The sequence below is a fragment of the Serratia sp. BNK-10 genome (assembly GCF_047456065.1).
Taxonomy (GTDB): domain Bacteria; phylum Pseudomonadota; class Gammaproteobacteria; order Enterobacterales; family Enterobacteriaceae; genus Serratia; species Serratia ureilytica.
On sequence record NZ_CP179894.1, the window covers coordinates 4,432,966 to 4,458,110 of the forward strand.

At 61.7% G+C, this 25,145-nt stretch carries 19 protein-coding genes and 1 riboswitch; of the genes, 11 read left to right on the top strand and 8 right to left on the bottom strand.

Going from position 1 to position 25,145, the window contains the following annotated elements; all coding sequences use genetic code 11:
- Nucleotides 1-42: 42 nt before the first annotated feature.
- Nucleotides 43-2,508, top strand: coding sequence for a glycerol-3-phosphate 1-O-acyltransferase PlsB (plsB, locus tag ACMGG9_RS21355; protein ID WP_033644405.1), 2,466 nt, complete (start codon nt 43-45; stop codon nt 2,506-2,508).
- Nucleotides 2,509-2,574: 66 nt separating this feature from the next.
- On the opposite strand, the gene ubiA is transcribed toward plsB, so the two are convergent.
- A complete protein-coding gene (gene ubiA, locus ACMGG9_RS21360) occupies nt 2,575-3,447 on the bottom strand; it encodes a 4-hydroxybenzoate octaprenyltransferase (protein WP_025304455.1) in 873 nt (290 codons plus the stop codon).
- Between the two features lie 17 nt (nt 3,448-3,464).
- Nucleotides 3,465-3,980 carry a chorismate lyase gene (gene ubiC, locus ACMGG9_RS21365; protein ID WP_033651214.1) on the bottom strand — a complete coding sequence of 172 codons (516 nt, stop codon included), beginning with the start codon at nt 3,978-3,980 and terminating at the stop codon, nt 3,465-3,467.
- Between the two features lie 392 nt (nt 3,981-4,372).
- On the opposite strand from ubiC, the gene ACMGG9_RS21370 reads away from it, so the two are divergent.
- The 3 genes from ACMGG9_RS21370 to ACMGG9_RS21380 are packed head-to-tail and all read left to right on the top strand — an operon-like array spanning nt 4,373 to nt 7,786.
- Entirely contained in the window at nt 4,373-5,755 is a 1,383-nt protein-coding gene (locus ACMGG9_RS21370) for an MFS transporter (protein WP_033651213.1), read from the top strand.
- A 24-nt stretch (nt 5,756-5,779) separates the two neighbouring features.
- Entirely contained in the window at nt 5,780-6,781 is a 1,002-nt protein-coding gene (locus ACMGG9_RS21375) for a LacI family DNA-binding transcriptional regulator (protein ID WP_033644401.1), read from the top strand.
- 21 nt (nt 6,782-6,802) lie between these two features.
- A complete protein-coding gene (locus tag ACMGG9_RS21380; protein ID WP_414161708.1) occupies nt 6,803-7,786 on the top strand; it encodes a nucleoside hydrolase in 984 nt (327 codons plus the stop codon).
- Nucleotides 7,787-7,841: 55 nt separating this feature from the next.
- Here ACMGG9_RS21380 and malM read toward each other — a convergent pair whose 3' ends face one another.
- From malM to ACMGG9_RS21400, 4 genes are all read right to left on the bottom strand, one after another.
- Entirely contained in the window at nt 7,842-8,747 is a 906-nt protein-coding gene (gene malM / locus ACMGG9_RS21385; RefSeq protein WP_033651211.1) for a maltose operon protein MalM, read from the bottom strand.
- Nucleotides 8,748-8,844: 97 nt separating this feature from the next.
- Nucleotides 8,845-10,134 carry a maltoporin gene (locus ACMGG9_RS21390; protein WP_025304461.1) on the bottom strand — a complete coding sequence of 430 codons (1,290 nt, stop codon included), beginning with the start codon at nt 10,132-10,134 and terminating at the stop codon, nt 8,845-8,847.
- A gap of 32 nt (nt 10,135-10,166) precedes the next feature.
- Nucleotides 10,167-11,276, bottom strand: a complete 1,110-nt coding sequence (gene malK / locus ACMGG9_RS21395) for a maltose/maltodextrin ABC transporter ATP-binding protein MalK (RefSeq protein WP_016930284.1) — start codon at nt 11,274-11,276, stop codon at nt 10,167-10,169.
- Nucleotides 11,269-12,240, bottom strand: coding sequence for an alpha-amylase family glycosyl hydrolase (locus tag ACMGG9_RS21400; RefSeq protein WP_033651344.1), 972 nt, complete (start codon nt 12,238-12,240; stop codon nt 11,269-11,271). Before ACMGG9_RS21400 ends, malK begins: the two co-directional genes overlap by 8 nt.
- A gap of 358 nt (nt 12,241-12,598) precedes the next feature.
- On the opposite strand from ACMGG9_RS21400, the gene malE reads away from it, so the two are divergent.
- The 3 genes from malE to malG are packed head-to-tail and all read left to right on the top strand — an operon-like array spanning nt 12,599 to nt 16,329.
- The gene (gene malE / locus ACMGG9_RS21405; RefSeq protein ID WP_033651209.1) at nt 12,599-13,792 is read left to right on the top strand and encodes a maltose/maltodextrin ABC transporter substrate-binding protein MalE; all 1,194 of its coding nucleotides are present in this window, start codon (nt 12,599-12,601) and stop codon (nt 13,790-13,792) included.
- Between the two features lie 57 nt (nt 13,793-13,849).
- Entirely contained in the window at nt 13,850-15,427 is a 1,578-nt protein-coding gene (gene malF / locus ACMGG9_RS21410) for a maltose ABC transporter permease MalF (protein WP_414161709.1), read from the top strand.
- Between the two features lie 11 nt (nt 15,428-15,438).
- The gene (gene malG, locus ACMGG9_RS21415; protein ID WP_033651207.1) at nt 15,439-16,329 is read left to right on the top strand and encodes a maltose ABC transporter permease MalG; all 891 of its coding nucleotides are present in this window, start codon (nt 15,439-15,441) and stop codon (nt 16,327-16,329) included.
- A 208-nt stretch (nt 16,330-16,537) separates the two neighbouring features.
- Here malG and psiE read toward each other — a convergent pair whose 3' ends face one another.
- A complete protein-coding gene (gene psiE / locus ACMGG9_RS21420) occupies nt 16,538-16,945 on the bottom strand; it encodes a phosphate-starvation-inducible protein PsiE (protein WP_015379238.1) in 408 nt (135 codons plus the stop codon).
- Between the two features lie 225 nt (nt 16,946-17,170).
- Between psiE and ACMGG9_RS21425 the strand changes: the two genes are divergently transcribed.
- Nucleotides 17,171-18,604, top strand: a complete 1,434-nt coding sequence (locus tag ACMGG9_RS21425) for a capsule assembly Wzi family protein (protein WP_147881353.1) — start codon at nt 17,171-17,173, stop codon at nt 18,602-18,604.
- A gap of 61 nt (nt 18,605-18,665) precedes the next feature.
- Here the strand turns inward: ACMGG9_RS21425 and pgi are convergent, their stop codons facing one another.
- Complete coding sequence (gene pgi / locus ACMGG9_RS21430; RefSeq protein ID WP_033651205.1) at nt 18,666-20,312, bottom strand: glucose-6-phosphate isomerase; 1,647 nt, start codon at nt 20,310-20,312, stop codon at nt 18,666-18,668.
- Nucleotides 20,313-20,541: 229 nt separating this feature from the next.
- Between pgi and ACMGG9_RS21435 the strand changes: the two genes are divergently transcribed.
- The 3 genes from ACMGG9_RS21435 (at nt 20,542) to panS (ending at nt 25,134) form a co-directional block, all read left to right on the top strand.
- A complete protein-coding gene (locus ACMGG9_RS21435) occupies nt 20,542-22,350 on the top strand; it encodes a cation:proton antiporter (RefSeq protein WP_147838990.1) in 1,809 nt (602 codons plus the stop codon).
- Nucleotides 22,351-22,402: 52 nt separating this feature from the next.
- Nucleotides 22,403-22,597: riboswitch (Lysine riboswitch) on the top strand.
- A gap of 108 nt (nt 22,598-22,705) precedes the next feature.
- A complete protein-coding gene (gene lysC, locus ACMGG9_RS21440) occupies nt 22,706-24,073 on the top strand; it encodes a lysine-sensitive aspartokinase 3 (RefSeq protein ID WP_042785471.1) in 1,368 nt (455 codons plus the stop codon).
- A 143-nt stretch (nt 24,074-24,216) separates the two neighbouring features.
- A complete protein-coding gene (panS, locus tag ACMGG9_RS21445; RefSeq protein WP_033651203.1) occupies nt 24,217-25,134 on the top strand; it encodes a ketopantoate/pantoate/pantothenate transporter PanS in 918 nt (305 codons plus the stop codon).
- Nucleotides 25,135-25,145: the final 11 nt, after the last annotated feature.

Below are 25,145 nucleotides of genomic sequence, written 5' to 3' on the forward strand. Positions count from 1 at the left end.
GTATGCTTGCGGCGCATTGCTAACAAGAGGCTTCACGTTGTTATGTCAGGTTGGCGTAAAATTTATTATAAAATATTGAATTTACCACTTAAATTGTTGGTAAGAAGTAAGGTTATCCCTTCAGATCCGGTTACCGAGCTAGGGTTGGATCCCTCACGGCCGATTTTGTATGTTTTACCTTACAATTCCAAGGCGGATTTGCTGACGCTGCGCACCCAGTGCCTGGCGCAGGATCTGCCCGATCCGCTCAACGCGCTGGAGATCGACGGCACCGTGCTGCCGAGCTACGTGTTCATTCACGACGGCCCGCGCGTGTTCCGCTACTACACCCCGAAAGAAGAGTCGGTAAAGCTGTTCCACGACTACCTGGATCTGCATCGCAGCAATCCGGATCTCGACATTCAGATGCTGCCGGTTTCGGTCATGTTCGGCCGCTCGCCGGGCCGCGAAGGCCACGGCACGCCGCACCTGCGTCTGTTGAACGGCGTGCAAAAATTCTTCGCCGTGCTGTGGCTCGGCCGCGACAGCTTCGTGCGCTTCTCCAACACCGTTTCGCTGCGCCGCATGGCCACCGAACACGGCACGGATAAAACCATCGCGCAGAAACTGGCGCGCGTGGCGCGCATGCACTTCTCGCGTCAACGCCTGGCCGCAGTAGGCCCAAGCCTGCCGGCCCGTCAGGATCTGTTCAACAAGCTGTTGGCGTCCAAAGCGATCGAAAAAGCGGTCGAGGACGAAGCGCGCAGCAAGAAGATCTCGCACGAGAAGGCCCAGCAGAACGCCATCGCATTGATGGAAGAGATCGCCGCCGACTTCTCCTACGAAACCGTGCGTCTGTCCGATCGCGTGCTGAGCTGGACCTGGAACCGGCTGTATCAGGGCATCAACGTCACCAACGCCGAGCGCGTGCGCCAGCTGGCGCAGGACGGCCACGAGATCGTCTACGTGCCCTGCCACCGCAGCCACATGGACTATCTGCTGCTGTCCTACGTGCTGTATCACCAGGGCCTGGTGCCGCCGCACATCGCTGCGGGCATCAACCTCAACTTCTGGCCGGCCGGCCCGATCTTCCGTCGCCTGGGCGCGTTCTTCATCCGCCGCACCTTCAAGGGCAACAAGCTTTACTCGACGGTGTTCCGCGAATACCTCGGCGAGCTGTTCACCCGCGGTTACTCGGTGGAATACTTCGTGGAAGGCGGCCGTTCCCGCACCGGGCGTCTGCTGGAACCGAAAACCGGCACCCTGTCGATGACCATCCAGGCGATGCTGCGCGGCGGTGCCCGTCCGATCACGCTGGTGCCTATCTACATCGGCTACGAGCATGTGATGGAAGTGGGTACCTACGCCAAAGAGCTGCGCGGCGCCACCAAGGAAAAAGAGAGCCTGTTGCAGATGCTGCGCGGCCTGCGCAAACTGCGCAATCTGGGCCAGGGTTACGTCAACTTCGGCGAACCGCTGCCGTTGACCGCTTACCTCAACCAGCACGTGCCGCAGTGGCGCGAGTCGATCGATCCGATCGAGGCTCAGCGCCCAAGCTGGTTGACGCCGACGGTCAACGATCTCGCCGGCCAGATCATGGTGCGCATCAACAATGCCGCCGCGGCCAACGCCATGAACCTGTGTTCCACCGCGCTGCTGGCCTCGCGCCAGCGTTCGCTGACCCGCGAACAATTGCTCGAGCAGCTCGAGTGCTACCTGCAGCTGATGCGCAACGCGCCTTACGCGCATGACGTCACCGTACCTACGCAGACGCCGGACGAGCTGCTGGATCACGCGCTGAACATGAACAAGTTCGAGGTGGAAAAGGACAACATCGGCGACATCATCATTCTGCCGCGCGAGCAGGCGGTGCTGATGACCTATTACCGCAACAACATCCACCACCTGCTGGTGTTGCCGTCGCTGATCGCCAGCATCGTCATGCATCATCGCCGGGTATCGCGCGCCGAACTGCTGCGCCAGATTGGCATGATTTACCCGATGCTGAAAGCCGAGCTGTTCCTGCATAACGACAAGGAGCAGCTGCCGGACGTGCTGCGGCCGATGATCGACGAGCTGATCCGCCAACAGCTGATCTGCGACAAAGGCGACGAGCTGGTGCTGAACCCGGCGCGCATTCGCCCGCTGCAGCTGCTGGCCGCCGGGGTGCGCGAAACCCTGCAACGCTACGCCATCACCATGTCGATCCTCAGCGCCAACCCGAGCATCAACCGCGGCGCGCTGGAGAAAGAGAGCCGCATCATGGCGCAGCGTCTGTCGGTGCTGCACGGCATCAACGCGCCGGAGTTCTTCGACAAGGCGGTGTTCTCCACCCTGGTGGCGACGCTGCGCGAAGAAGGCTACATCAACGACAGCGGCGATGCGATCCGCGAGCACACCCTCGAGGTGTACAACATGCTGAGCGATCTGATCACGCCGGAAATCAAGCTGACCATCGAAAGCGTCAACATGCCGGAAGAGACCAACGCTCTGCCGCAAACCGATGCGCAAGAAGAGAAAGACGAGTGATTTCGCCCGGCGCGAAAACACAAAAGGCACCCCTTGGGGTGCCTTTTTTCTTGCTGCAGGAAACCGTTACGCCGGCAGATAGCTGAGCGCGATGCCGATAAACACTACCAGCCCAACATAATTGTTCTGCAGGAAGGCCTTGAAACAGGCCTCGCGCTCGCGCCCGGCGATCTGCTTCTGCTGGTGAATGAACAGCGCGCCCGCCAGCAACAGCGACCAGTAAAACGCGCCGCCGAGCTGCGCCAGATAACCGACCCACACCAGCAACAACAGCGTCGCGAACTGCAACAGCCCGACGATCAGCTTGTCATAACGCCCGAACAGGATGGCGGTGGACTTGATGCCTATTTTCAGATCATCGTCGCGATCGACCATCGCATATAGCGTGTCGTAGGCCACCGTCCAGCAGATGTTCGCCAGCAGCAGCAGCCAGCAGCTGAGCGGCAGCGATTCGCTGACCGCCGCATAGCCCATCGGAATGCCCCAGCCGAACGCGGCGCCCAGCACGAACTGCGGCAGGTTGGTCACCCGCTTCATAAAAGGATACACCCAGGCCAGCGCCAGCGCCGCCAGCGACAGCCAGATGGTCATCGCATTCAGCGTCAACACCAGGCAGAACGAGATCAGCACCAGCACCACGAACAGCACCTTGGCCTCTTTCGCGCTCACCCGGCCGCTCGGCATCGGCCGCCCGGCGGTGCGCTTTACGTAGCCGTCCACCGCGCGATCGGCGTAATCATTCACCACGCAGCCGGCGGCGCGCATCAGGAACACGCCGAGCACGAACACCACCAGAATCGACAGCGGCGGCACGCCTTTCCCGGCCAGCCACAGCGCCCACAGCGTCGGCCACAACAGCAACAGCGTGCCGATCGGTTTATCAATGCGCATCAAATGGCTGTAAGCCCGCCATTTACTTTGAGTCACGCTTCCCTCCAACGTCTTGCTCTCCTCTCTTATGCGGGAACCGCTGAATACAGCGGCGAAGCCGGTAAAAACAGTTCGGTCAGCAGCAGCGGCTTTCCCGCCAGCCGCAGCCGTGAACGACGCGCCCACAGCGCGTCCTGCCGGCCGATATGGATATAGTCGCGGGTCAGATCGCCGCTGCTGAACAGATAGCGCCCGAGCGGCAGCGTCCCCAGATCCACCAACGCCTGATCGGGGCCGGTCAGCGTATGTTCCGGGATCACCGTGCGCCCCAGCAGCCAGGGCTGGTCGTCGCCCAGCAGCACCACTTCGCGCAGCCAGTAGCGCGGGCTGTCGGGCAGGTGGTTAGCCTCGTCGCCCAGCGCCTCGCGCGTGACGAAGCATTCGCGCTGCGGTTCAACGCGCACCTGGGCGCAATGGCGTTCAAATCGGCGGGTCATGGAGCCTAACTCCATCAGCCAGTCGCTGACGGCGGCGGGCGCCGGAGGATCCTGTTCGGATAACCACTCCAGCGGCGGCAGGATGGAATCCCTGATGCCAGACATTGCTTTACTCCTCGCCTGAACCGCAGCCGGTACGGCGCGCCAGACGATACAAACTGTTAACAGGCCCCCATTGTAGCGCAGAAATGCGAAAGCGGCAGGCTGATTCGTGGCGAAAACGGCAGGCCTATCGGCCGGAAAAACCGGGGTTCTGTCATCTTTTTGCCATCCGCATTCTCTATCTTCATTTCCCGGCGCGCTGACGATTCTGTGATCGCCCGCAAAGTTTCAGCTTCCTCGCGTTGTGTTATCTACGCGCGTAGATACCCTGATACAGCAGCGTTGAATCGCCATGCGTCCGACATGATTTGTCGGCACACCTTTGTTGCCGGCACCAGGGAAACCATCTTTAACCGCGCCCCTTCAGGCGCAGAACAAAAGAGGATAGCACTGCCATGAGCGAAACAACGCTTGCCCCTTCACAGACCGCCGACGCCGCGCTAGCGGCCGATGAACGCCTGGCGACCAAAGAGGGGCGCAGCCAATTTTGGCGCGCCACCTTCTCCTGCTGGCTCGGCACCGCCATGGAATACGTCGACTTCGCGCTGTACGGCCTGGCGGCCGGCATGGTGTTCGGCGACGTGTTCTTCCCGGAAGCCACGCCGCTGGTGGCGCTGCTGGCCAGTTTCGCCACCTACTCCGTCGGCTTCGTCGCGCGGCCGATCGGCGCGCTGGTGTTCGGCTGGATCGGCGACCGCAAAGGCCGCCGCGTGGTGCTGATCACCACCGTGGCGCTGATGGGCCTCTCCACCACGCTGATCGGCCTGATCCCGTCCTATGCGCAAATCGGCGTCTGGGCGCCCGCCTGCCTGGTGATCCTGCGCTTCGCGCAGGGGTTCGGCGCCGGTGCGGAGCTGTCCGGCGGCGCGGTGATGCTGGCGGAATACGCGCCGGCCAAGCGGCGCGGGCTGGTGGCGTCGATCATCGCCATCGGCTCCAACAGCGGCACCCTGCTGGCGTCGCTGGTATGGCTGCTGGTGCTGCAGCTGGACAAGGAAGATCTGATGAGCTGGGGCTGGCGCATTCCGTTCCTCGCCAGCATTCTGATCGCCGGGGTGGCGCTGTACCTGCGCCGTCACGTGCGGGAAACGCCGGTGTTCGAACGCGAGCTGCAGCAAAACCACCAGCGCATGCTGGACGCCGCCCAGGCCGCGCCAGATACGCGCAGCTACCTGCAACGTACCAAAGCGTTCTGGGTGATGCTCGGCCTGCGCATCGGCGAAAACGGCCCTTCCTACCTGTGCCAGGGCTTTATCGTCGGCTATGTCGCCAAGGTGCTGATGGTCGATAAATCGGTGCCGGCGCTGGCGGTGTTGATCGCCTCGCTGTGCGGTTTTCTGGTGATCCCGCTGGCCGGCTGGCTGTCCGATCGTTTCGGCCGCCGCATTACCTACCGCTGGTTCTGCCTGCTGCTGGTGCTGTATGCCTTCCCGGCGTTCTGGCTGCTCGACAGCCGTGAACCGGCTATCGTCATCTCGGTGATCGTGGTCGGCATGTGCATCGCGTCGCTGGGGATCTTCGGCGTTCAGGCGGCCTACGGCGTCGAACTGTTCGGCGTGAAGAATCGCTACTCCAAGATGGCGTTCGCCAAAGAGCTCGGTTCGATCCTCTCGGGCGGCACCGCGCCGCTGATCGCCACCGCGCTGCTGTCCGGTTTCGGTCACTGGTGGCCTGTCGCCTGCTATTTTGTTGTAATGGCGGCCATCGGCTTAATCACCACCTTCTTTGCTCCCGAAACCCGCGGCCGCGATCTCAACCTGCCGCAGGATGCCGCGTAGCGAGAAGGCGAACAGGATCCCAATTTGGATAATCACTCCGCGCGACGCGTTACCCGCGCCGACGTGGCCCGCGTAGCGGGCACCTCCGTCGCCGTGGTCAGCTATGTGATCAACAACGGCCCGCGCCCGGTGGCGGAAGCCACCCGGCTGCGCGTGCTGGCGGCGATCGAGCAGACCGGCTACCGGCCGAACGACATCGCGCGGGCATTGGCCTCCGGCAGCACGCAAACCTACGGGCTGGTGGTGCCGGATATTTCCAACCCGTTCTTCGCCACGCTGGCGCGGGCGCTGCAGCAGGAGGCCTTCAGCCGCGGCCGCGTGCTGCTGCTGGGCGACGCCGGCGATGACCGGCAGCGCGAGTATGAGCTGATCAATAACCTGCTGCGTCGCCAGGTCGACGGCCTGCTGTACACCAGCGTCGATCGCCATCCGTGGTTCGAGCTGATCCGTGCCTCCGGCACGCCCTGCGTGATGATAGACACTATCGACAGCCAGGCTGGCGTCTGCGCCATCCGCGTCGACGAGCGCGACGCCGCCTGCCAGGCGACCCGCCATCTGCTGCAGCACGGCTATCGCGACATCGGCATTTTTATCGGCCCGCTAACCATGCTCAACGCGCAGGATCGCCTGAACGGTTGGCGCGATGCGCTGCTGGAGGCGGGCATTGCGCCGCGCGACGAGTGGATTTTCGAGGCGCCTTACACCCGCCAGGGCGGCTACCAGGCCACCCAGCGCATGGTGCAAGGCCCGCGCCCGCGCGCCGTTTTCACCTCCAACGAGCAGCAGGCGCTCGGCTGCCTGTCGGCGCTGGCGGAGCATGGGTTGCGCGCGCCGGACGATCTGGCGCTGATCTGTTTTAACGGCACGCAGCAATCCGAATTCAGCGTGCCGCCGCTCAGCGCGGTCGAGCAGCCTATCGACGCCATGGCCAAGCGGGCCATCGCCATGCTGGCCGCCGGCGCCGCGCCCGCCGAGCTGCATGAATTCGCTTTTCAACTGCGCATCCGCCGCTCGTGCGGCTGTTAGCGGTTTTTCAGGACACCTTCTATGCGTTTGATCATTGATTGCGATCCCGGCAACGGCGTTCCCGGTGCCAACGTCGACGACGGCCTGGCGCTGGCCCTGGCGCTGGCGGCCAAACCGCAGCTGCAGCTGGAACTGATCAGCATCGTGGCCGGCAACACCCCGCGCGAAGTGGGCTTCGCCGTCGCCAGCGAGCTGCTGGCGCAAAGCGGCTACCAGGTGCCGGTCGCCCTCGGCGCGGCGCGCGCCCTGAGCGAGCCGCCGGAGCCATGGCGCGCGCATCTGGACAGGCCGATCGCCGATCCCAAGCTGGCGGCGCTGTGGCGCGACTTGCCTGCGCCCTCACTCGCCAACGCGCCCGCACCGGACGCCGCCATCGCCATCGGCGAGCTGATCTGCCGCCATCCCGGCGAGATAACGCTGGCGGCGATCGGCCCGCTGACCAACGTTGCGCACGCCATGCAGCTGTACCCGCAGATGGCGCAGGCGGTGAAAGAGATCGTGATCATGGGCGGCGTGTTCAACGTCGAGGGATACATCAAGGACACCAATTTCGGCCTGGATCCGGAAGCCGCGCGGCTGGTGCTGAACAGTGGCGCCGCTATCACGCTGGCGCCGCTGGACGTCACCACCCAGACCATGCTGACCCAGGCGGATCTGGCCGCACTGACGCAGCCGGATACGCCGCTGTGCCGCTATTTGCGCGCCACCACGCAGCCGTGGATCGATTATTCGCGCCATACGCGGCGCCTGCCGGGCTGCTGGATCCATGATGCGCTGGTGATCGCCTGGCTGCTGGCACCGCAGCTGGTCACGACCGAGATGTTCCATGTGGATGTGGCGCTGGAAGGGGCGCTGACGCGCGGCAGCTCACGCCGTTGGCGGCCGGACAGCCTGCGCCTGACGGTCGGCATGCCGGCGCCGCAGGGTAAGCCGGTGCGCATCATGCAGCAGGTGGACAACACCCGTCTGCTGGCGTTGATCGGCGCAACGCTGGCCCGCGGATGAAAAAAGGTGCGCCAAGGCGCACCAATCATCGAGCCAGCATCGGCAGCGTCGGGTGTTACCCCTTGCCTTTTACGCTGCTGATAAACGTTTTACGCGCAGTGGTCGAGCCCAGTTTCTCGGCCTCATTCATCAGTTTCAGCGCCTTGTCGATATCGCCCGCCTTCACCGCCTGCTTGATGCCGTTATTGAAGTAGCTTTCGGTATCGTTGAGCATCGGCTCCGCCGGTTTCTCCGGCGTCGGTGCAGGCGCCGTCACGGCGGCCGGTGCGGTTGATCCCACCACCACCGGCGCCACGGTCGGCGCAGGCTGCAGCATGCCAATCATCACGTTGCCGGTGCCCTGTTCCGCGGTCACCTTGAGCTTCAGCGTGCCGGTCGTCGCGTGGCCGGCGATCGGATCCGGGATATCCGGCACTGCGTTACCCACGCCCTGCGCGTAGGCCTTGGCCGGGTTAGTCAACTGCGTGGTTTTCGCCAAATCCTGACGGGTGGTGTACACCAGCAGGTAAATCTGTTTTTGACCGAGCGCCGGCGTCAGTTTCAACGTGCCTTCGAGGCGATCGGAGGACATCGCCCCCGGCGGCTGGTAAGGGAAATAGCTGCTCGGGTAATACGCCGCCGGGCGCAGATGCTCGTCCAGCACCAGCACGCTCGGCGCGTACAGCGAATTGTTCTTGGCGAGGCTGCTCAGCGTCACTTCCAGCGAACCGCGATCGGCCGGCAGCGTATAGGCGGCGATCGCCCCCTGAATGTCGCCCTGATTGAGCTGCGGGCTAACGGCGTCGAGCTTCACTTCTTGCGACACCGGCGGTTGCAGCGGCTGCCACGGCAGGCTTTGCAGCGTGGCGGCGCTGATGGCCGGGGCGACGGAAACGTTGGCCGGCGTATCGGCGTTGGCCGCCAAAGGCGCGCCGACGGTCAGCGCCAGCGACAGGCAGAGTGACAGCAGATTCTTTTTCATCGTTATATCCTCTTTCAGCACCGCGGCGGATCAGGCAAGAGATCGGGCCGCGGCGAATGCGGTTGGGGGAGAGCCGGCGGCCCTCCCCGTCCTGTCGTTACCACCAAATTTCCATCTGGGCGCCGAAGGTGACTTCGTCATCCTTGCCGCGGCTGAAGGTATGCATGCTGGTGTCGTTGTAAGCGGTGCCGGCGTTATACCCGGTGTCATCGCCGGTGGCGTAGCCCCACTTCTCGTCCCACTTGGCGTAGGTGGCGAACAGGCGGATGGCCGGACGCGACCAAATGCTGTTGCCCGCCTGCCATTGCTGCGCCAGGGTCACTTTATACTGGCCGTTGCGATCGCCGGTGCGCTGAGATTTGACGTTGTCGTAGCCGGCTTCCAGCAGGGTGCTCATGATCGGCGTCCATTTGTACATCGGACGCACGCCCACGGTGTACCAGGTGGTGCCGTTGTTGTTGTCGCGGTCAATGTCCTGGAACATGGCGACGTACATCAGCGCCCACTGATCGTTGAAGTCGATGGCGCCGTGATCCAACACGCGGATCATCTTGCCGTTGTTATCGATGGTGGCGCCTTCGTTGCGGCCGTTGTTCTGCGAGGTCATCGAGTCGGTGGCGTACTGCAGCACGAATTTGTTGTAACCGTTCAGGATGCTTTGCGTGTGTTCGGCGGTGAACATCCAGCCGTCTTTGCTGGCCCCGTCGGCCAGGCGGTAGTTATCCTGCGCATTGGCTCGGCCGTAGTCCACGCCCAGCTCCAGGGTGCCGCCCGGGTTCAGCTCCAGCCCGGCCAAGCGCACGTCGAAGGTATCGTTGACGGTCGGACGCTGTTTCCATTCGTTATCCAGGTAGCCGTAAGAGCCGCCAGATTCCGAGTTGCGGGTCACGGCGGCGGACAGCTTGCCGAAGCCCAGATCGATGTTTTCCAGACCGGCGCCCGGGCCGGAGATATCCCAGTAGTAGAAGTCGATCATGTGAACGTCATGACGCTGATAGAAACGCTTACCGGCCCACAGCGTGGAGCCCGGCAGCCACTCGATCAGGTTTTTACCCTGCACGTTCACTTCGCGGAAGCCCGGCGTCACGTCTTCCCAGTCGGAGCGCTGCGAGACCGAATAGGCCAGGTTAGTGTCGAAATAGAAGCTCTTGTCGCCTTCTTTCCACACTTCCTGCCCCAGTTTCAGCTCGGCGTAGGTTTCGCACTCGTTGCCGAGACGGTATTTGCTCGCGGCGCCGGTGGCCTTGAAGCACTGTTGCTCACCGCCGCTGCCGGTCCAGCCGATGCCGGAACGGGCGTAACCGTGGAAATCCACGGCCAGCGCCTGAGTAGAGAGAACACCGGCGGCGACAGCCAGTGCCAGAGGAAGTTTGCGCAGAGTAGTCATCATTATTCTCCTGTTATACCGACTTTGATGCTTTAAACGCCCGGCTCCTGGTGCAGCCGTTTACATGCCGTACCGTCTTCACGGAACAGGTGGCAGCGGTGAGGCGGCAGGCCGATGGCGAATGTGGCACCTTCTTCTACCAGCACCACGTCATTCTGGCGGTACACCAGGTTTTGACGGATGGCCGGGATTTGGATATGGATTTGCGTCTCGTTGCCGAGCTGCTCCACCACCTGCACGTCGCCGGTAAGCCGCACTTCAGAGGCTTCGCCGGGCAGCAGATGTTCAGGGCGAATGCCCAGTGACAGGTTGGCGCCGGGTTGGACACCCGCGCCTTCCACCGGCAGCCAGACCAGCTGACGGTTGGGCAGTTCGACCTGCACCTGTCGCGGCTCCGCCGCGGTGACCTTGACCGGCAGGAAGTTCATCTTCGGTGAGCCGATAAACCCGGCGACGAAGCGGTTGGCCGGGTAGTGATACAGCTCCAGCGGCTTGCCGACCTGCGCCACGCGACCGGCGTCGAGCACCACGATCTTGTCGGCCAGCGTCATCGCTTCGACCTGATCATGGGTGACGTAAATCATGGTGCGCTGCAGGCGCTTGTGCAGACGGGAGATCTCAATGCGCATCTGCACCCGCAGCGCGGCGTCGAGGTTGGACAGCGGCTCGTCGAGTAGGAACACGTCCGGCTCGGCCACCAGCGTGCGGCCGATCGCCACGCGCTGACGCTGCCCGCCGGACAGCGCCTTCGGCCGCCGATCGAGCAGGTGCGCCAACTGCAGCACCTCGGAAACCTGGTTCACCCGTTGATTGATTTCCGCTTTCTTGGCGCCGGCCAGCTTCAGGCCGAACGACATGTTGTCCGCCACCGACAGGTGCGGATACAGCGCGTAAGACTGGAACACCATGCCGATGCCGCGCTCGGAAGGCGGCACTTCATTCATGCGTTTCTCGCCGATCAGCAGGTCGCCGGAGGTGATGTCCTCCAGCCCGGCGATCATGCGCAGCAGCGTCGATTTGCCGCAGCCCGACGGCCCGACAAACACCACAAACTCGCCGTCTTCGATGGTCAGATTGACGTCTTTGGAAATCACGGCCTCACCGAAGGCCTTATAAACGCTGCGCAGTGTCACGCTAGCCATGCGTTACTCCCCTGCTTTCGCAGTTAACATGTCGTGTGAAAATGGCGGAGGCAAAGCCCGCCAAAACCCATTGATGACCCTCTTGCTGCGCGCCGTGCTGCCATGCCAACGGCAAGGTCGCCTCAGACGGCGCGGCCGCCTGAGTATAAGGCTGCAGGTTTATCAGCGCTTCAAGGCATTGATCCTGATGGGTAATAAGTAAGCGCACCACGCCATCGCGCTGGCTGACCGCGCTCAGCTCGCCGCGCTGGAAAAGCGGCGAACGGCGCAGGGCCAGCAGCGTCTGGCAGTAACGCAAGGTGGAGTGGCTGTCGTGCTGTTGGCGACTGATGGCCAACGCGCGGTGTTCGATCGCCACCTGCTGATACCAGCTGATCTCCCCGGCGGTGACCTGTTCGGGGGCTTCATGCCACGGCATCGGCGTTTGCGCGCCGCGCGGATCCTGCAGGCCGGCGGCGTGCGGCAGCCCCAGCTCCTCGCCCTGGTACAGGCAGATCGGCGCCGGCAACATCGCCAGCAGCGTCAAAAAGGCGGCGGCGGAACGCAGGTCGCCCTGCCCCCAGCGGCTGACCACCCGAGGCTGATCGGCGTCGCCGGTGCTCCACAGGCTGTCCGCCAACGTGGCGCGGCGGGCATGCAGCACCGCCACCAGCTTTTCCGCGCTGAACGGCATCACGTCGAGCGCCAGCGCGCCGTGGGCGAACCGCTGCACGTCGGCGGCATGACGAACGCGATGGGCTTCGTCGGCGTACCACAGCGTCAGCCCTTCGCCCGTCACCGCCGTTTCGGCCTCCGGCGCCAGCGTCTGCGGCAGCAACAGACCGTCGATCGACAGCGCTTTCAGGTACGGCAGCGCCGCCAGCATGCCGTGCGCGTCGCCCACGCCGTCCCCGTTTCCGTCACGGAAACTGGCCGGATGGATCCGGTACAGGGTGGGCTGAGTGGCGATAGGCATTGACGACATAAATCCGGTATCCCTGCTGCGCGTGGCGTTAAAAATCAATGGGCCGATAGTGCGGGAGTCGCCGGAAAGGGTAATCATCCGTAACAGGATTTTTCATGGGGGAGGAGACGGGAGGATGAGAGAACGACCGCGGCGATGAGAAGTTCCGCGCTTAAGGCAAATCTGTGATCAAACCGGCAAAAATCGCCCCCCTATTTTGTGCCTGACGCCACAGAATAGAGCGCAACGTTAACTGGATCACACTCCTCATCTCTGGGGCGTAGAGGGGGGGAGGATGAGAATATGTCGCGTTGTGACCCACTATGATCGCGAAACGTCTCTCCTTGATTTATGTGCCCACAAAAAGAAGGACTGGATTATGACTCGCAGCATTACCCTCGCCCGTACGCTGGCGCTCTCGGCACTGGCTACTCTGGTGCTCTCTTCTTCCGCCTTCGCCAAGATAGAGGAAGGCAAACTGGTTATCTGGATCAACGGCGACAAGGGCTATAACGGCCTGGCCGAAGTCGGCAAGAAATTCGAAAAAGACACCGGCATCAAAGTCACCGTCGAGCATCCCGACAAGCTGGAAGAGAAATATCCGCAGGTGGCCGCCACCGGCGACGGCCCGGACATCATCCTCTGGGCCCACGATCGCTTCGGCGGCTATGCGCAGTCCGGCCTGCTGGCCGAAGTCCACCCGTCCAAAGCCTTCCAGGACAAGCTGTTCCCGTTCACCTGGGACGCCGTGCGCTATGACGGCAAGCTGATCGGCTACCCGATCGCCGTCGAAGCGCTGTCGCTGATTTACAATAAAGACCTGGTCAAACAGCCGCCGAAGACCTGGGAAGAGATCCCGGCGCTGGACAAACAGCTGCGCGCCAGCGGCAAAAGCGCCATCATGTGGAACCTGCAGGAACCCTACTTCACCTGGCCTATCATCGCCGCCGACGGCGGTTATGCCTTCAAGTATGAGAACGGCAAATACAACATCAAGGATGTCGGCGTCGCCAACGCCGGTTCGCAGGCCGGCCTGCAGTTCATCGTCGATCTGGTGAAAAACAAACACATCAACGCCGATACCGATTACTCGATCGCCGAAGCCGCGTTCAACAAAGGCCAGACCGCGATGACCATCAACGGCCCGTGGGCCTGGAACAACATCGAGCAGAGCAAAATCAACTACGGCGTGACGCTGCTGCCGACCTTCAAAGGCAAACCGTCCAAACCGTTCGTCGGCGTGCTGACCGCCGGCATCAACGCCGCCAGCCCGAATAAAGAACTGGCGACCGAGTTCCTCGAGAACTATCTGCTGACCAACGAAGGGCTGGCGGACGTCAACAAAGACAAACCGCTGGGCGCGGTGGCGCTGAAGTCCTACCAGGAAACGCTGGCCAAAGATCCGAAGATCGCCGCCACCATGCAGAACTCGCAAAACGGGGAGATCATGCCGAACATTCCGCAGATGAGCGCTTTCTGGTACGCCGAACGCAGCGCGGTGCTCAACGCCGTCAGCGGCCGCCAAACGGTGAAAGCCGCGTTGGACGATGTGCAGACCCGTATCACCAAGTAATGTCGTCGTGCGGGGCGCCGTGGCGCCCCGCCGTTGCTTCACAGAAAGGAACGCCCTATGCAATTCGCTCACGCCGGGACGCCCGCGCGTAAAAAATCGAAGTGGTGGCAAAGCGACGCGCTGAAATGGCTGGTGGTCGGCCTGTTCAGCCTGGTGACCTGCTACCTGATTGTGTTGATGTATGCACAGGGTGAATACCTGTTCGCCATCCTGACGCTGATCCTGGTCAGCGCCGGGCTTTACGTCTTCGCCAACCGCCGCGCCTACGCCTGGCGCTATGTGTATCCCGGCGTCGCCGGCATGGGATTGTTCGTCCTGTTCCCGCTGATCTGCACCATCGCCATCGCCTTTACCAACTACAGCAGCACCAACCAGCTGACGTTTGAGCGCGCGCAATCGGTATTGATGCAGCGTCAGTTCCAAAGCGGCAAAACGTTCACCTTCGGCCTCTACCCGGCGGAAAACCAGCAGTGGCGCCTGCAGCTGACCTCGCCGGACAGTGAACAGCCGCTGATTTCCGAGCCTTTCCGCCTCGACGCGACGCCGCCGTTCCCCCTGAAATTGACGGCCCAGAGCGCCGCGCCGCAGGGCGAACCCGCCACGCTGCGGGTGATCACCCAGAACCGGCAGGCGCTGAGCCAACTGGTGGCGCAGCTGCCGGACGGCGATGAATTGCGCATGAGCTCCCTGCGCCAGTTCTCCGGCACCCGTCCGCTGTATGCGCTGGACCAAGACGGCAGCACGCTGACCAATAACCAGACTCAGGTGCGCTACCGGCCGAACGGCGACATCGGCTTCTATCAGGCGATCAACGCCGACGGCGGCTGGGCGCAGGAAACCCTGAGCCCAGGCTATACCGTCACCACCGGCTGGAAAAACTTCCTGCGGGTGCTGCAGGACGAGGGCATCAAAAAACCGTTCGTGTCGATCTTCATCTGGACCCTCGTGTTCTCGGTGATGACGGTGATCCTTACCGTGGCGGTCGGCATGGTGCTTGCCTGCGTGGTGCAGTGGGAGGCGCTGAAAGGCAAGGCTATCTACCGCGTGCTGCTGATCCTGCCCTATGCGGTACCGTCGTTCATCTCGATCCTGATCTTCAAAGGCTTGTTCAACCAGAGCTTCGGCGAGATCAACATGATGCTCAGCCACCTGTTCGGCATCAAACCGGCCTGGTTCAGCGATCCGCTCACCGCCAAGAGCATGATCCTGATCGTCAACACCTGGCTTGGCTACCCGTACATGATGATCCTGTGCATGGGGCTGCTGAAGGCCATCCCGGACGATCTGTACGAGGCCTCGGCGATGGACGGCGCCAACCCGTGGCAAAACTTCTTCCGCATCACCTTCCCGCTGCTGATCAAGCCGCTGACGCCGCTGATGATCGCCAGCTTCGCCTTCAACTTTAACAACTTCGTGCTGATCCAGCTGCTGACCAACGGCGGCCCGGACATGATCGGCACCACCACGCCGGCCGGCTATACCGATCTGCTGGTCAGCTACACCTACCGCATCGCCTTCGAAGGCGGCGGCGGGCAAGACTTCGGGCTGGCGGCCGCCATCGCCACGCTGATCTTCCTGTTGGTGGGCGCGCTGGCGATCCTGAATTTGAAAGCCAGCAAGATGAACTTCGATTAGGGAGAATAACGATGGCCATGGTTCAACCCAAATCCCAGCGCCTGCGCCTGTGGATGACCCACATTTTGATGCTGTGCTTTATCGCCCTGATCATGTTCCCGCTGCTGATGGTGGTGGCCATCTCGCTGCGCGCCGGCAACTTCGCCACCGGCAGCCTGATACCGGAAACCCTCTCCTGGGATCACTGGCGGCTGGCGCTCGGCTTCAGCGTCACCCACGCCGACGGCAGCGTGACGCCGCCGCCGTTCCCGGTGCTGCTGTGGCTGTGGAACTCAGTCAAGATCGCGGCGATCACCGCCATCGGCATCGTGACGCTGTCCACCACCTGCGCCTACGCCTTCGCCCGCATGCGTTTTCGCGGCAAGAGCACGCTGCTGAAAAGCATGCTGATCTTCCAGATGTTTCCAGCGGTGCTGTCGCTGGTGGCGCTGTACGCCTTGTTCGATCGCCTGGGCCAGTACATTCCGTTTATCGGCCTGAACACCCACGGCGGCGTGATCTTCGCCTATATGGGCGGCATCGCGCTGCATGTCTGGACCATCAAGGGCTATTTCGAAACCATCGACAATTCGCTGGAAGAGGCGGCGGCGCTGGACGGCGCCACGCCGTGGCAGGCGTTCCGGCTGGTGCTCCTGCCGCTGTCGGTGCCGATTCTGGCGGTGGTGTTCATTCTGTCGTTTATCGCCGCCATCACCGAGGTGCCGGTGGCGTCGCTGCTGCTGCGCGATGTAAACAGCTACACGCTGGCGGTGGGCATGCAGCAATATCTCAACCCGCAGAACTACCTGTGGGGCGATTTCGCCGCCGCCGCGGTGCTGTCGGCGATACCGATTACCGCCGTGTTCCTGCTGGCGCAGCGCTGGTTGGTGGGCGGCCTGACGGCCGGCGGCGTGAAGGGGTAATTTGTGCCACTGCAGTGCGTTTGATGTTTTTCCTTATCTTTTACCCTATGGATTTCAAGTTACAGCCAGGCGACCAGCTCGCTAAGCCCAGGCGCTTACTTCAGTAAGTAACTGGGGTTAGCGAGTGCAGTCAACAACGCTGTCGCTTGAAAGACGACGGGTAATGATATCCTGTGTCTTTGGCGGCCTCTGGCCGCCATTTTTATCGCTACTCCCGTTTCAGGCGATCGGTGTTGGCCAGATAGAGCGTCACCACCAGCACCAATATCGCCGCCGCGTAGATCAGGGTGTCGATGGGATTTTTGTGATCCACGATAATCAAACGAATAATCGCGGTAATGCCGATATAAATAAAATAGCGCAGCGGGAAATGATAACCCGACTCAAAATACTTGACGATCAAGGCGATAAATTCAAAGTACAGAAAATAAATCACGATGCCTTCAATCAACAGGTAAGAGGACGACTCTTCGCTGTTGATAAATAACACCTTCGCCAGATGGATGGTTTCCTTGACCAGAAACACCACCAGAATTGCCGCCAGCAGCAGCAGGCCCACGTTCAGCACTCGCTGCAGCCCTTTTGCTATCATTATCGAACGCGACGTTTTTGCCATAAAACCTCTCTCTGAATACCGCTTATATGATTCAAGCTTGCCAATATAGGCATTGTCCTAAAAATTACGCCCTTCGCGAAAGCACTTTAAACCCCATTTAATTCATAAAGTTATAATAAGATGTTTCTGACTTATAGATTTGTAGCAAATCGAAATGTCAACTATCATGGGTCACAGAGATCTTTACATAAAACCAATAACCTCGAATTAACAAGGGAATTCTTTATGCGCGCTAAACTTAACGGACTGGTCGCTGCGGGCCTGTTTACCTGTGCATTGTCCGGTCACGCCGCCGGCCTGGTAGCCCCTGACAACGATCTGCGTAACGATCTCGCCTGGTTGTCTGACCGCGGCGTCATCAACGTCAGCCTGTCCACCTGGCCGCTGAGTCAGGAAGAGATCAGTTCCGTTATCGCGCAGGCCAAACCGGTCACCAATACCGAGAAAAACGTCATCGACCGCGTGCAACGCCGCGTTGACGCCCTGAAAGCCAACATCCGCGTCAGCGGTTACGCCTCGACCGATAAACCCGGCACCCCGCAGGGCTTCGGCCAAAACGAGTACGCCGACGATCGCCTGACCATCGGCGCCGGCGCCAACGGCGAGTTCTGGGACGTGCGTCTGCAGGGCTCGGTGGAAGGCGACCAGCGCGTCAGCGACGGCTCCAAATTCAATATGAACGGCTCCTACGGCGCGGTGAAAATCTGGAACCAATGGCTCTCCTTCGGCGAGGTCTCCCAGTGGTGGGGCCCGGGTTACGACGGCAGCCTGATCCGCTCCGACGCCGCGCGCCCGGTCGCCGGCTTTATGCTGCAGCGCGCCGACCAATCGCCGTTTGAAACGCCGTGGCTGTCGTGGATCGGCCGCTGGCAATACCAGTTGTCCGCCGGTCAGCTGTCGCAGTACGCTGCCGTGCCGGATACCAAACTGTTCGGCGGTCGCCTGACCATGATGCCGACCGATTTCCTGGAGCTGGGCGCTTCACGCGTCATGATGTGGGGCGGTGATGGCCGTCCGCACTCCTGGCGTTCCTTCTGGGATGGCGTAACCGGCAACGACAATACCGGCGATCCGAAAAACGATCCGGGCAACCAGTTGGGCGGTTTTGACTTCAAACTCAAGCTGCAGCCGCTAGTCGGCATGCCGGTCAGCCTTTATGGCCAAATCACCGGCGAAGATGAAGCTGGCATGTTGCCTTCGCATAATGCCTATATGTTGGGGCTTGAAGGCCATCCGGAATGGGGCCCGACCACCATCAACTGGCATATCGAAGGTTCTGATACCCGTTCTAACGGCAACGCCAACAACGTGATGTACAACCACTACGTCTATCGGGGCGGTTACTACCAGCAAGGTTACCCGCTGGGCCATGCGATGGGCGGCGACGGCCAGATGCTGTCCGGTCGCGTCGAGCTGGTGCTGGACGACAGCCAGCGTTGGAGCACCCGCTTGGTATACGCCAAGGTGAATCCGAACAACCAAACCATCAACCGGGCATTCCCGCGTTCCGATACGCTGAAAGGCATTCAGCTCGGCTGGGGTTACACCTTCCCGTCACAGGTTAAGTTCGACACCAGCCTGTGGTACACCGACAACGATCACAGCACCGCTGATGACGTAGGTGCGGGCGTCAGCTTCGAAGTGCCGATCAACCTGTAACTTTTCGCAGACGTAAAAAAACCCGCCGCGGCGGGTTTTTTTATTGGCTCAGATCAGGCGATTAGCGCCATTCCTTGAAGCGGTTGATCAGCGCATTGGTCGAGCTGTCGTGGCTGCTGATTTTCTCACTGCCCGCCAGTTCCGGCAGGATGCGGTTGGCCAGCTGTTTGCCCAACTCCACGCCCCACTGATCGAAGGTGAAGATGTTCAGGATTGCGCCCTGGGTGAAGATCTTGTGCTCATACAGCGCAATCAGGCTGCCCAGGCTGAACGGGGTGATTTCACGCAGCAGGATCGAGTTGGTCGGACGGTTGCCTTCAAACACTTTGAACGGCGCCACGTGTTTGACCTGCTCAGGGGTTTTACCCTGCGCCGCGAACTCGGCTTCCACCACTTCCAGCGACTTGCCGAACGCCAACGCTTCGGTCTGGGCAAAGAAGTTGGACAGCAGTTTGGCGTGGTGATCGCCCAGCGGGTTATGGCTGATGGCCGGCGCGATGAAATCGCACGGCACCAGCTTGGTGCCCTGGTGGATCAGTTGGTAGAACGCGTGCTGACCGTTAGTGCCCGGCTCGCCCCAGATGATCGGGCCGGTCTGGTAATCCACCGGATTGCCGTTGCGATCGACGTACTTGCCGTTGGATTCCATGTTGCCCTGCTGGAAGTAAGCGGCAAAACGGTGCATGTACTGATCGTAAGGCAGAATGGCTTCGGTTTCGGCGCCGAAGAAGTTGTTGTACCAAATACCGATCAGCGCCAGCAGCACCGGCAGGTTTTTCTCCGCCGGCGTTTCGGCGAAGTGCTTATCCATGGCGTGCGCGCCGCTCAGCAGCTGCTCGAAGTTGTCGTAACCGATGGACAACGCGATCGACAGACCGATCGCCGACCACAGCGAGTAACGGCCGCCGACCCAGTCCCAGAATTCGAACATGTTGTCGGTATCGATGCCGAACTCGGCCACCGCTTTGCCGTTGGTGGACAACGCAGCGAAGTGCTTGGCCACGTGTTGTTGATCGACGGCGCTGCTCAGGAACCAGTCGCGCGCGCTGTGGGCGTTGGTCATGGTTTCCTGAGTGGTGAAGGTTTTGGACGCCACCAGGAACAGCGTGGTTTCCGGGTTCAGCGGCTGCAGCGTTTCGGCGATGTGGGTGCCGTCAACGTTGGAGACGAAGTGCATGTTCAGGTGGTTTTTATAAGGGCGCAGCGCTTCGGTCACCATGTAAGGGCCGAGATCCGAACCGCCGATGCCGATGTTCACCACGTCGGTGATCGGCTTGCCGGTGTAGCCTTTCCACTCGCCGCCGATGACGCGCGCGCAGAACTGTTTGATCTTGGCCAGCACCGCGTTCACTTCCGGCATCACGTCTTTGCCGTCGACCAGGATCGGGCTGTTGCTGCGGTTGCGCAGGGCAATGTGCAGCACCGCGCGATCTTCGGTGCGGTTGATCTTCTCACCGGCGAACATCGATTTGATGGCGCCTTGCAGATCGGTTTCTTTCGCCAACGCCTGCAGCTTCTCCAGGGTTTCCTGCGTGATGCGGTTCTTGGAATAGTCCACCAACATTTGATCGTTGAAGGTCGCGGAGAACCTGGAGAAACGATCGCTGTCCTCGGCGAACAGGTCGGCGATCCGTACGTCTTTCATCTGTGCATAATGTTGCTGCAGGGCTTGCCAAGCAGCGGTTTGACTAGGATTGATATTTTTCATAGCAACACTCTTAGGCTTGAGAATAAAAATGACGCGTTTGTCCGATTGTAGCCTGTTCGACTGTGATTATGATCGCTTTTCTTGCGATAGGCGCTAACTGTCAACGCATTGCCGCCTCGTTTCAGCTTTCACTCTATACTTTTGGCTAACGGCCTGTTATCGGGGTTGCCGAATTGTCATCAGGCTGTGTCATCGTCGCTTATTTCGTCATTTGAAAGGGATCTCGCTTATGGAATTATCCGCCCCACTCATGTTGGTGCTTATCGGCCTGGCGTCGCTGCTGGCGCAGTGGCTGGCCTGGCTGCTGCGCCTGCCGGCCATCTTGCCGCTGCTGCTGTTCGGCATCGTGCTCGGCCCGACGGTGCATCTGGTGCAGCCGGATCTGCTGTTTGGCGATCTGCTGTTTCCGCTGGTGTCGCTGTCGGTGGCGATCATCCTGTTCGAAGGGGCGCTGACGCTGCGTTTCGAGGAAATTCGCGGCCTTGGCGGCGTGGTGCGCAATCTGGTCACCGTCGGCATGCTGGTCACCTTTCTGGTCATCAGCCTCGCCAGCTGGTGGCTGCTGGATTTCCCGCCGGAGCTGGCGGCGTTGATCGGCGCGGTGACGGTGGTGACCGGGCCGACGGTGATCGCCCCGCTGATGCGCGTCGTGCGGCCGAACGCCAATATCAACCAGGTGCTGCGCTGGGAAGGGATCGTCATCGATCCGGTCGGCGCCATCTTCACCCTGCTGGTGTTCGAGTTCATCGTGCTGAAGCAGAATGCGGAATCCTATACCCACCTGTTTTGGACGCTGGGCGTGACCGCCGCCGTCGGCCTGCTCGCCGGCGCGCTGTTCGGCTACCTGCTCGGCCTGGCGCTGCGCCGCGTCTGGCTACCGCGCTACCTGCAGAACCTGGCGGTGCTGGCGATCATGCTGACCGCCTTCGGCGTTTCCAACGCCATCGCCGACGAATCCGGTTTGCTGACCGTCACGGTCATGGGCATCTGGCTGGCCAACATGCGCGACGTGGATACCAGCGATATTCTGGCGTTCAAAGAGGAGCTGTCGGCGATCCTGATCTCGGCGCTGTTCATCATTCTGGCGGCGCGGCTCGACATCCAGGCGCTGTGGAACATGGGCTGGCCGCTGCTCCTGCTGCTGCTGGCGGTGCAGTTCATCGCCCGGCCGCTGTGCATCGCGGTGTCGACCTGGCGCTCTTCCCTGCACTGGCGCGATCGGCTGCTGCTGTGCTGGATCGCCCCGCGCGGCATCGTCGCCGCGGCGGTCAGCTCGCTGTTCGCGCTGACGCTGCAGCGCAGCGGCTATCAGGGCGCCGACCGGCTGGTGACCGTGGTGTTCGCCATCATCATCGGCACCGTGGTGTTGCAAAGCCTGACCAGCGGCATGATGGCGCGCTGGCTGCGGGTGCAGCAGCAGAAACCGCGCGGCGTGCTGATCGTCGGCGCTAACAGCGTGGCGCGCATGCTGGCGCAGGCGCTGATCAAGCTGAACGTGCCGGTGATCGTCACCGACAGCAGCTGGGAATACTACCGTCAGGCGCGCATGGACGGCATTCCGGCCTACTATGGCCACGCCTACTCCGAACACGCCGAGAACTATCTCGATCTGAGCAATATCGCCCAGGTGCTGGCGCTGTCGCCCAATCGTCACCAAAACGCGCTGGCCGTCTATCACTTCGGCCACCTCTTCGGCGAGGATCACGTGTTCGCCATTCGCTCGGGGGCGCCGTTGAAAGGGCGCGGCGCCAGCGCGGAAAGTTCGCGTTTCCGCCGGCACGAAATTTTATTTAATCAGGAAGCCACCTACGGCCGTCTGAGCAGCCTGCTCGCCAGGGGGGCCACCATCAAAGCGACCAAATTGAACGAAAATTTCGGTTGGTTGGAGTATTTGGAAAAACATCAGGGTGTTATCCCGTTATTCAGCCAAAAGGAAGACGGTTCTCTGCAACCGATTGGCGCCGGTTCCACGCCTGCAATGCCCTGTACGCTTATCGCGCTGGTGCAAGATGAAAATCCCTCACCGTCTGTACGTTGACAGAATGACGATAACCGGCTATTCCTAACAGCCTACTTGCGCACCCGGTGCGCAAGCCAGAAGAGGCGCGTCGCCCAGGTAGAGTGTCAGAGGAGCCGTTTCTCCGTTGACGGCACCCGAGGGGGAGCGACGCCGAGGTAGGGTAATGGCCGGCCATTATCGTATCGACTACAGGGGCTGAATCCCCTGGGTTGTCACCAGGGGATCGCCCGCAGGGCGATCGACAAGGTGGGGCGCTTCTGGGTGTATCGTAGCCTGACCTCTACGCCTGCCCCCTGTTTACCGCTCTCCCCTTGTGCCAAGGCTATGGAAATACAGTGCCCCCAAACGGGCATCCCTGACACGAGGTTTCTACATGAACCAAGCAGTACCCCAGAATTCCACCGTGGTAGCAAAGTTCGGCGGCACCAGCGTCGCCGACTTTGAAGCCATGAACCGCAGCGCCGACGTCGTGCTGGCCAACCCGCAGGTCCGCCTGGTGGTGTTGTCCGCCTCGGCGGGCGTCACCAACCTGTTGGTCGCCCTGGCCGAAGGTTGCGAGGCCGAGAAGCGCAACTACCAGCTTGATGAAATTCGTCGCATCCAGTACGCCATCCTCGATCGCCTCGCGGCACCTGCGGTGATCCGCGACGAGATAGACCGCCTGCTGGAAAACATCGCCATGCTGTCGGAGGCCGCGTCGCTGGCCACCTCGACGGCGTTGACCGACGAGCTGGTCAGCCATGGGGAGCTGATGTCCACCCTGCTGTTCGTTGAAATCCTGCGTGCCCGCAACGTGCAGGCCGAATGGTTCGACGTGCGTAAAGTGATGCGCACCGACGATCACTTCGGCCGCGCCGTGCCGGACAGCGCCGCGCTCAGCGAACTGGCGCAGGCGCAGTTGCGGCCGCGTCTGCAAGAGGCGCTGGTGGTCACCCAGGGCTTTATCGGCAGCGAACCGAAAGGCCGCACCACCACGCTCGGCCGCGGCGGCAGCGACTATACCGCCGCGCTGCTCGGCGAGGCGCTCGGCGTCGGCCGGGTGGATATCTGGACCGACGTGCCGGGCATCTACACCACCGATCCGCGCGTGGTGCCGGCAGCCAAGCGCATCGATAAAATCGGTTTCGAAGAGGCGGCGGAAATGGCCACCTTCGGCGCCAAAGTGCTGCATCCAGCCACCCTGCTGCCGGCAGTGCGCAGCGACATTCCGGTGTTCGTCGGCTCCAGCAAGGATCCGGCGGCCGGCGGCACGCTGGTGTGCAACACCACCGAAAACCCGCCGCTGTTCCGCGCGCTGGCGCTGCGCCGCAAGCAAACGCTGCTGACGCTGCACAGCCTGAACATGTTGCACGCGCGCGGCTTCCTGGCCGAGGTGTTCAACATTCTGGCGCGCCACAATATCTCCGTCGATCTGATCACCACCTCGGAAGTCAGCATCGCGCTGACCATGGACACCACCGGCGCCACCTCCGTCGGCGGCAGCCTGCTGACCACCTCGCTGTTGACCGAGCTGTCGTCGCTGTGCCGGGTGGAGGTGGAAGAAAACCTGGCGCTGGTGGCAATCATCGGCAACCAGCTGTCGCGGGCCTGCGGCGTGGGCAAAGAGGTGTTCGGCGTGCTCGATCCGTTCAACATCCGCCTGATCTGCTACGGCGCCAGCAGCTATAACCTGTGCTTCCTGGTGCCGGGCGAAGAAGCCGAGCAGGTGGTGCGCACCCTGCATCACAACCTGTTCGAATAAGTCATTATCCCTGATTGCGGGCGCAGCATGCTGCGCCCCTGCGTCTAAAAAATCCGTTCAAAACCGGCAGGGGTTCAGCTTGTTGAACCCGCAAAAAAACACAACCACATCCACCGTTCTCAATCTGGCTAAGGAAAACCTGCATGCTGGCAATACTCACGCGCTTATTCCCCCTCTGGGCGATACTGCTGTCCGTCGCCGCCTATTACACGCCGAGCACCTTTACCGGCATCGGCCCCTATGTCAGCCCGCTGCTGATGCTGATCATGTTCGCCATGGGCGTTACGCTGCGGCTCGACGACTTCAAACGCGTGCTGGCGCGCCCCGGCCCGGTGGCGGCAGGCATCTTCCTGCATTATCTGATCATGCCGCTGGCGGCCTGGATCCTGGCGATGCTGTTCCGCATGCCGCCGGATCTGTCCGCCGGCATGGTGCTGGTGGGCAGCGTGGCCAGCGGTACCGCGTCCAACGTGATGATCTACCTGGCCAAGGGGGACGTGGCGCTGTCGGTGACCATCTCGGCGGTCTCGACGCTGGTGGGGGTGTTCGCCACGCCGCTGTTGACCCGCCTGTACGTCGATGCCGAAATCAGCGTCGATATCATGGGCATGCTGCTCAGCATCCTGCAGATCGTGGTGATCCCGATCGGCCTAGGCCTGATCGTCCACCATACCTTGACCAAAACGGTGAAGCGCATTGAGCCGCTGCTGCCGGCGCTGTCGATGGTGTGCATCCTGGCGATCATCAGCGCGGTAGTGGCGGGCAGCCAAAGCCACATCGCCTCGGTCGGCCTGGTGGTGATCGTCGCGGTGATCCTGCACAACGGCATCGGTCTGTTGAGCGGCTACTGGGGCGGCAAGCTGTTCGGCTTCGACGAATCCACCTGCCGCACGCTGGCGATTGAAGTCGGCATGCAGAACTCCGGGCTGGCGGCCACGCTGGGCAAAATCTACTTCTCGCCGCTGGCCGCGCTGCCGGGCGCGCTGTTCTCGGTCTGGCACAATCTCTCCGGCTCGCTGCTGGCGGGTTATTGGTCCGGACGCCCCATCAAGAAAAAATAAACCGCCTGCGG

Bases quoted from the DNA above. Each gene is read 5' to 3' on its own strand.
- malK (WP_016930284.1), bottom strand. From the start codon at position 11,276: ATGGCTAGCGTGACACTGCGCAGCGTTTATAAGGCCTTCGGTGAGGCC.
- malM (WP_033651211.1), bottom strand. From the start codon at position 8,747: ATGAAAAAGAATCTGCTGTCACTCTGCCTGTCGCTGGCGCTGACCGTC.
- plsB (WP_033644405.1), top strand. From the start codon at position 43: ATGTCAGGTTGGCGTAAAATTTATTATAAAATATTGAATTTACCACTT.
- ACMGG9_RS21425 (WP_147881353.1), top strand. From the start codon at position 17,171: ATGCGCGCTAAACTTAACGGACTGGTCGCTGCGGGCCTGTTTACCTGT.
- ubiC (WP_033651214.1), bottom strand. From the start codon at position 3,980: ATGTCTGGCATCAGGGATTCCATCCTGCCGCCGCTGGAGTGGTTATCC.
- malF (WP_414161709.1), top strand. From the start codon at position 13,850: ATGCAATTCGCTCACGCCGGGACGCCCGCGCGTAAAAAATCGAAGTGG.
- malE (WP_033651209.1), top strand. From the start codon at position 12,599: ATGACTCGCAGCATTACCCTCGCCCGTACGCTGGCGCTCTCGGCACTG.
- ACMGG9_RS21400 (WP_033651344.1), bottom strand. From the start codon at position 12,240: ATGTCGTCAATGCCTATCGCCACTCAGCCCACCCTGTACCGGATCCAT.
- lysC (WP_042785471.1), top strand. From the start codon at position 22,706: ATGAACCAAGCAGTACCCCAGAATTCCACCGTGGTAGCAAAGTTCGGC.
- malG (WP_033651207.1), top strand. From the start codon at position 15,439: ATGGCCATGGTTCAACCCAAATCCCAGCGCCTGCGCCTGTGGATGACC.
- ACMGG9_RS21370 (WP_033651213.1), top strand. From the start codon at position 4,373: ATGAGCGAAACAACGCTTGCCCCTTCACAGACCGCCGACGCCGCGCTA.
- ACMGG9_RS21390 (WP_025304461.1), bottom strand. From the start codon at position 10,134: ATGACTACTCTGCGCAAACTTCCTCTGGCACTGGCTGTCGCCGCCGGT.
- ACMGG9_RS21435 (WP_147838990.1), top strand. From the start codon at position 20,542: ATGGAATTATCCGCCCCACTCATGTTGGTGCTTATCGGCCTGGCGTCG.
- panS (WP_033651203.1), top strand. From the start codon at position 24,217: ATGCTGGCAATACTCACGCGCTTATTCCCCCTCTGGGCGATACTGCTG.
- ACMGG9_RS21380 (WP_414161708.1), top strand. From the start codon at position 6,803: ATGCGTTTGATCATTGATTGCGATCCCGGCAACGGCGTTCCCGGTGCC.
- pgi (WP_033651205.1), bottom strand. From the start codon at position 20,312: ATGAAAAATATCAATCCTAGTCAAACCGCTGCTTGGCAAGCCCTGCAG.
- psiE (WP_015379238.1), bottom strand. From the start codon at position 16,945: ATGGCAAAAACGTCGCGTTCGATAATGATAGCAAAAGGGCTGCAGCGA.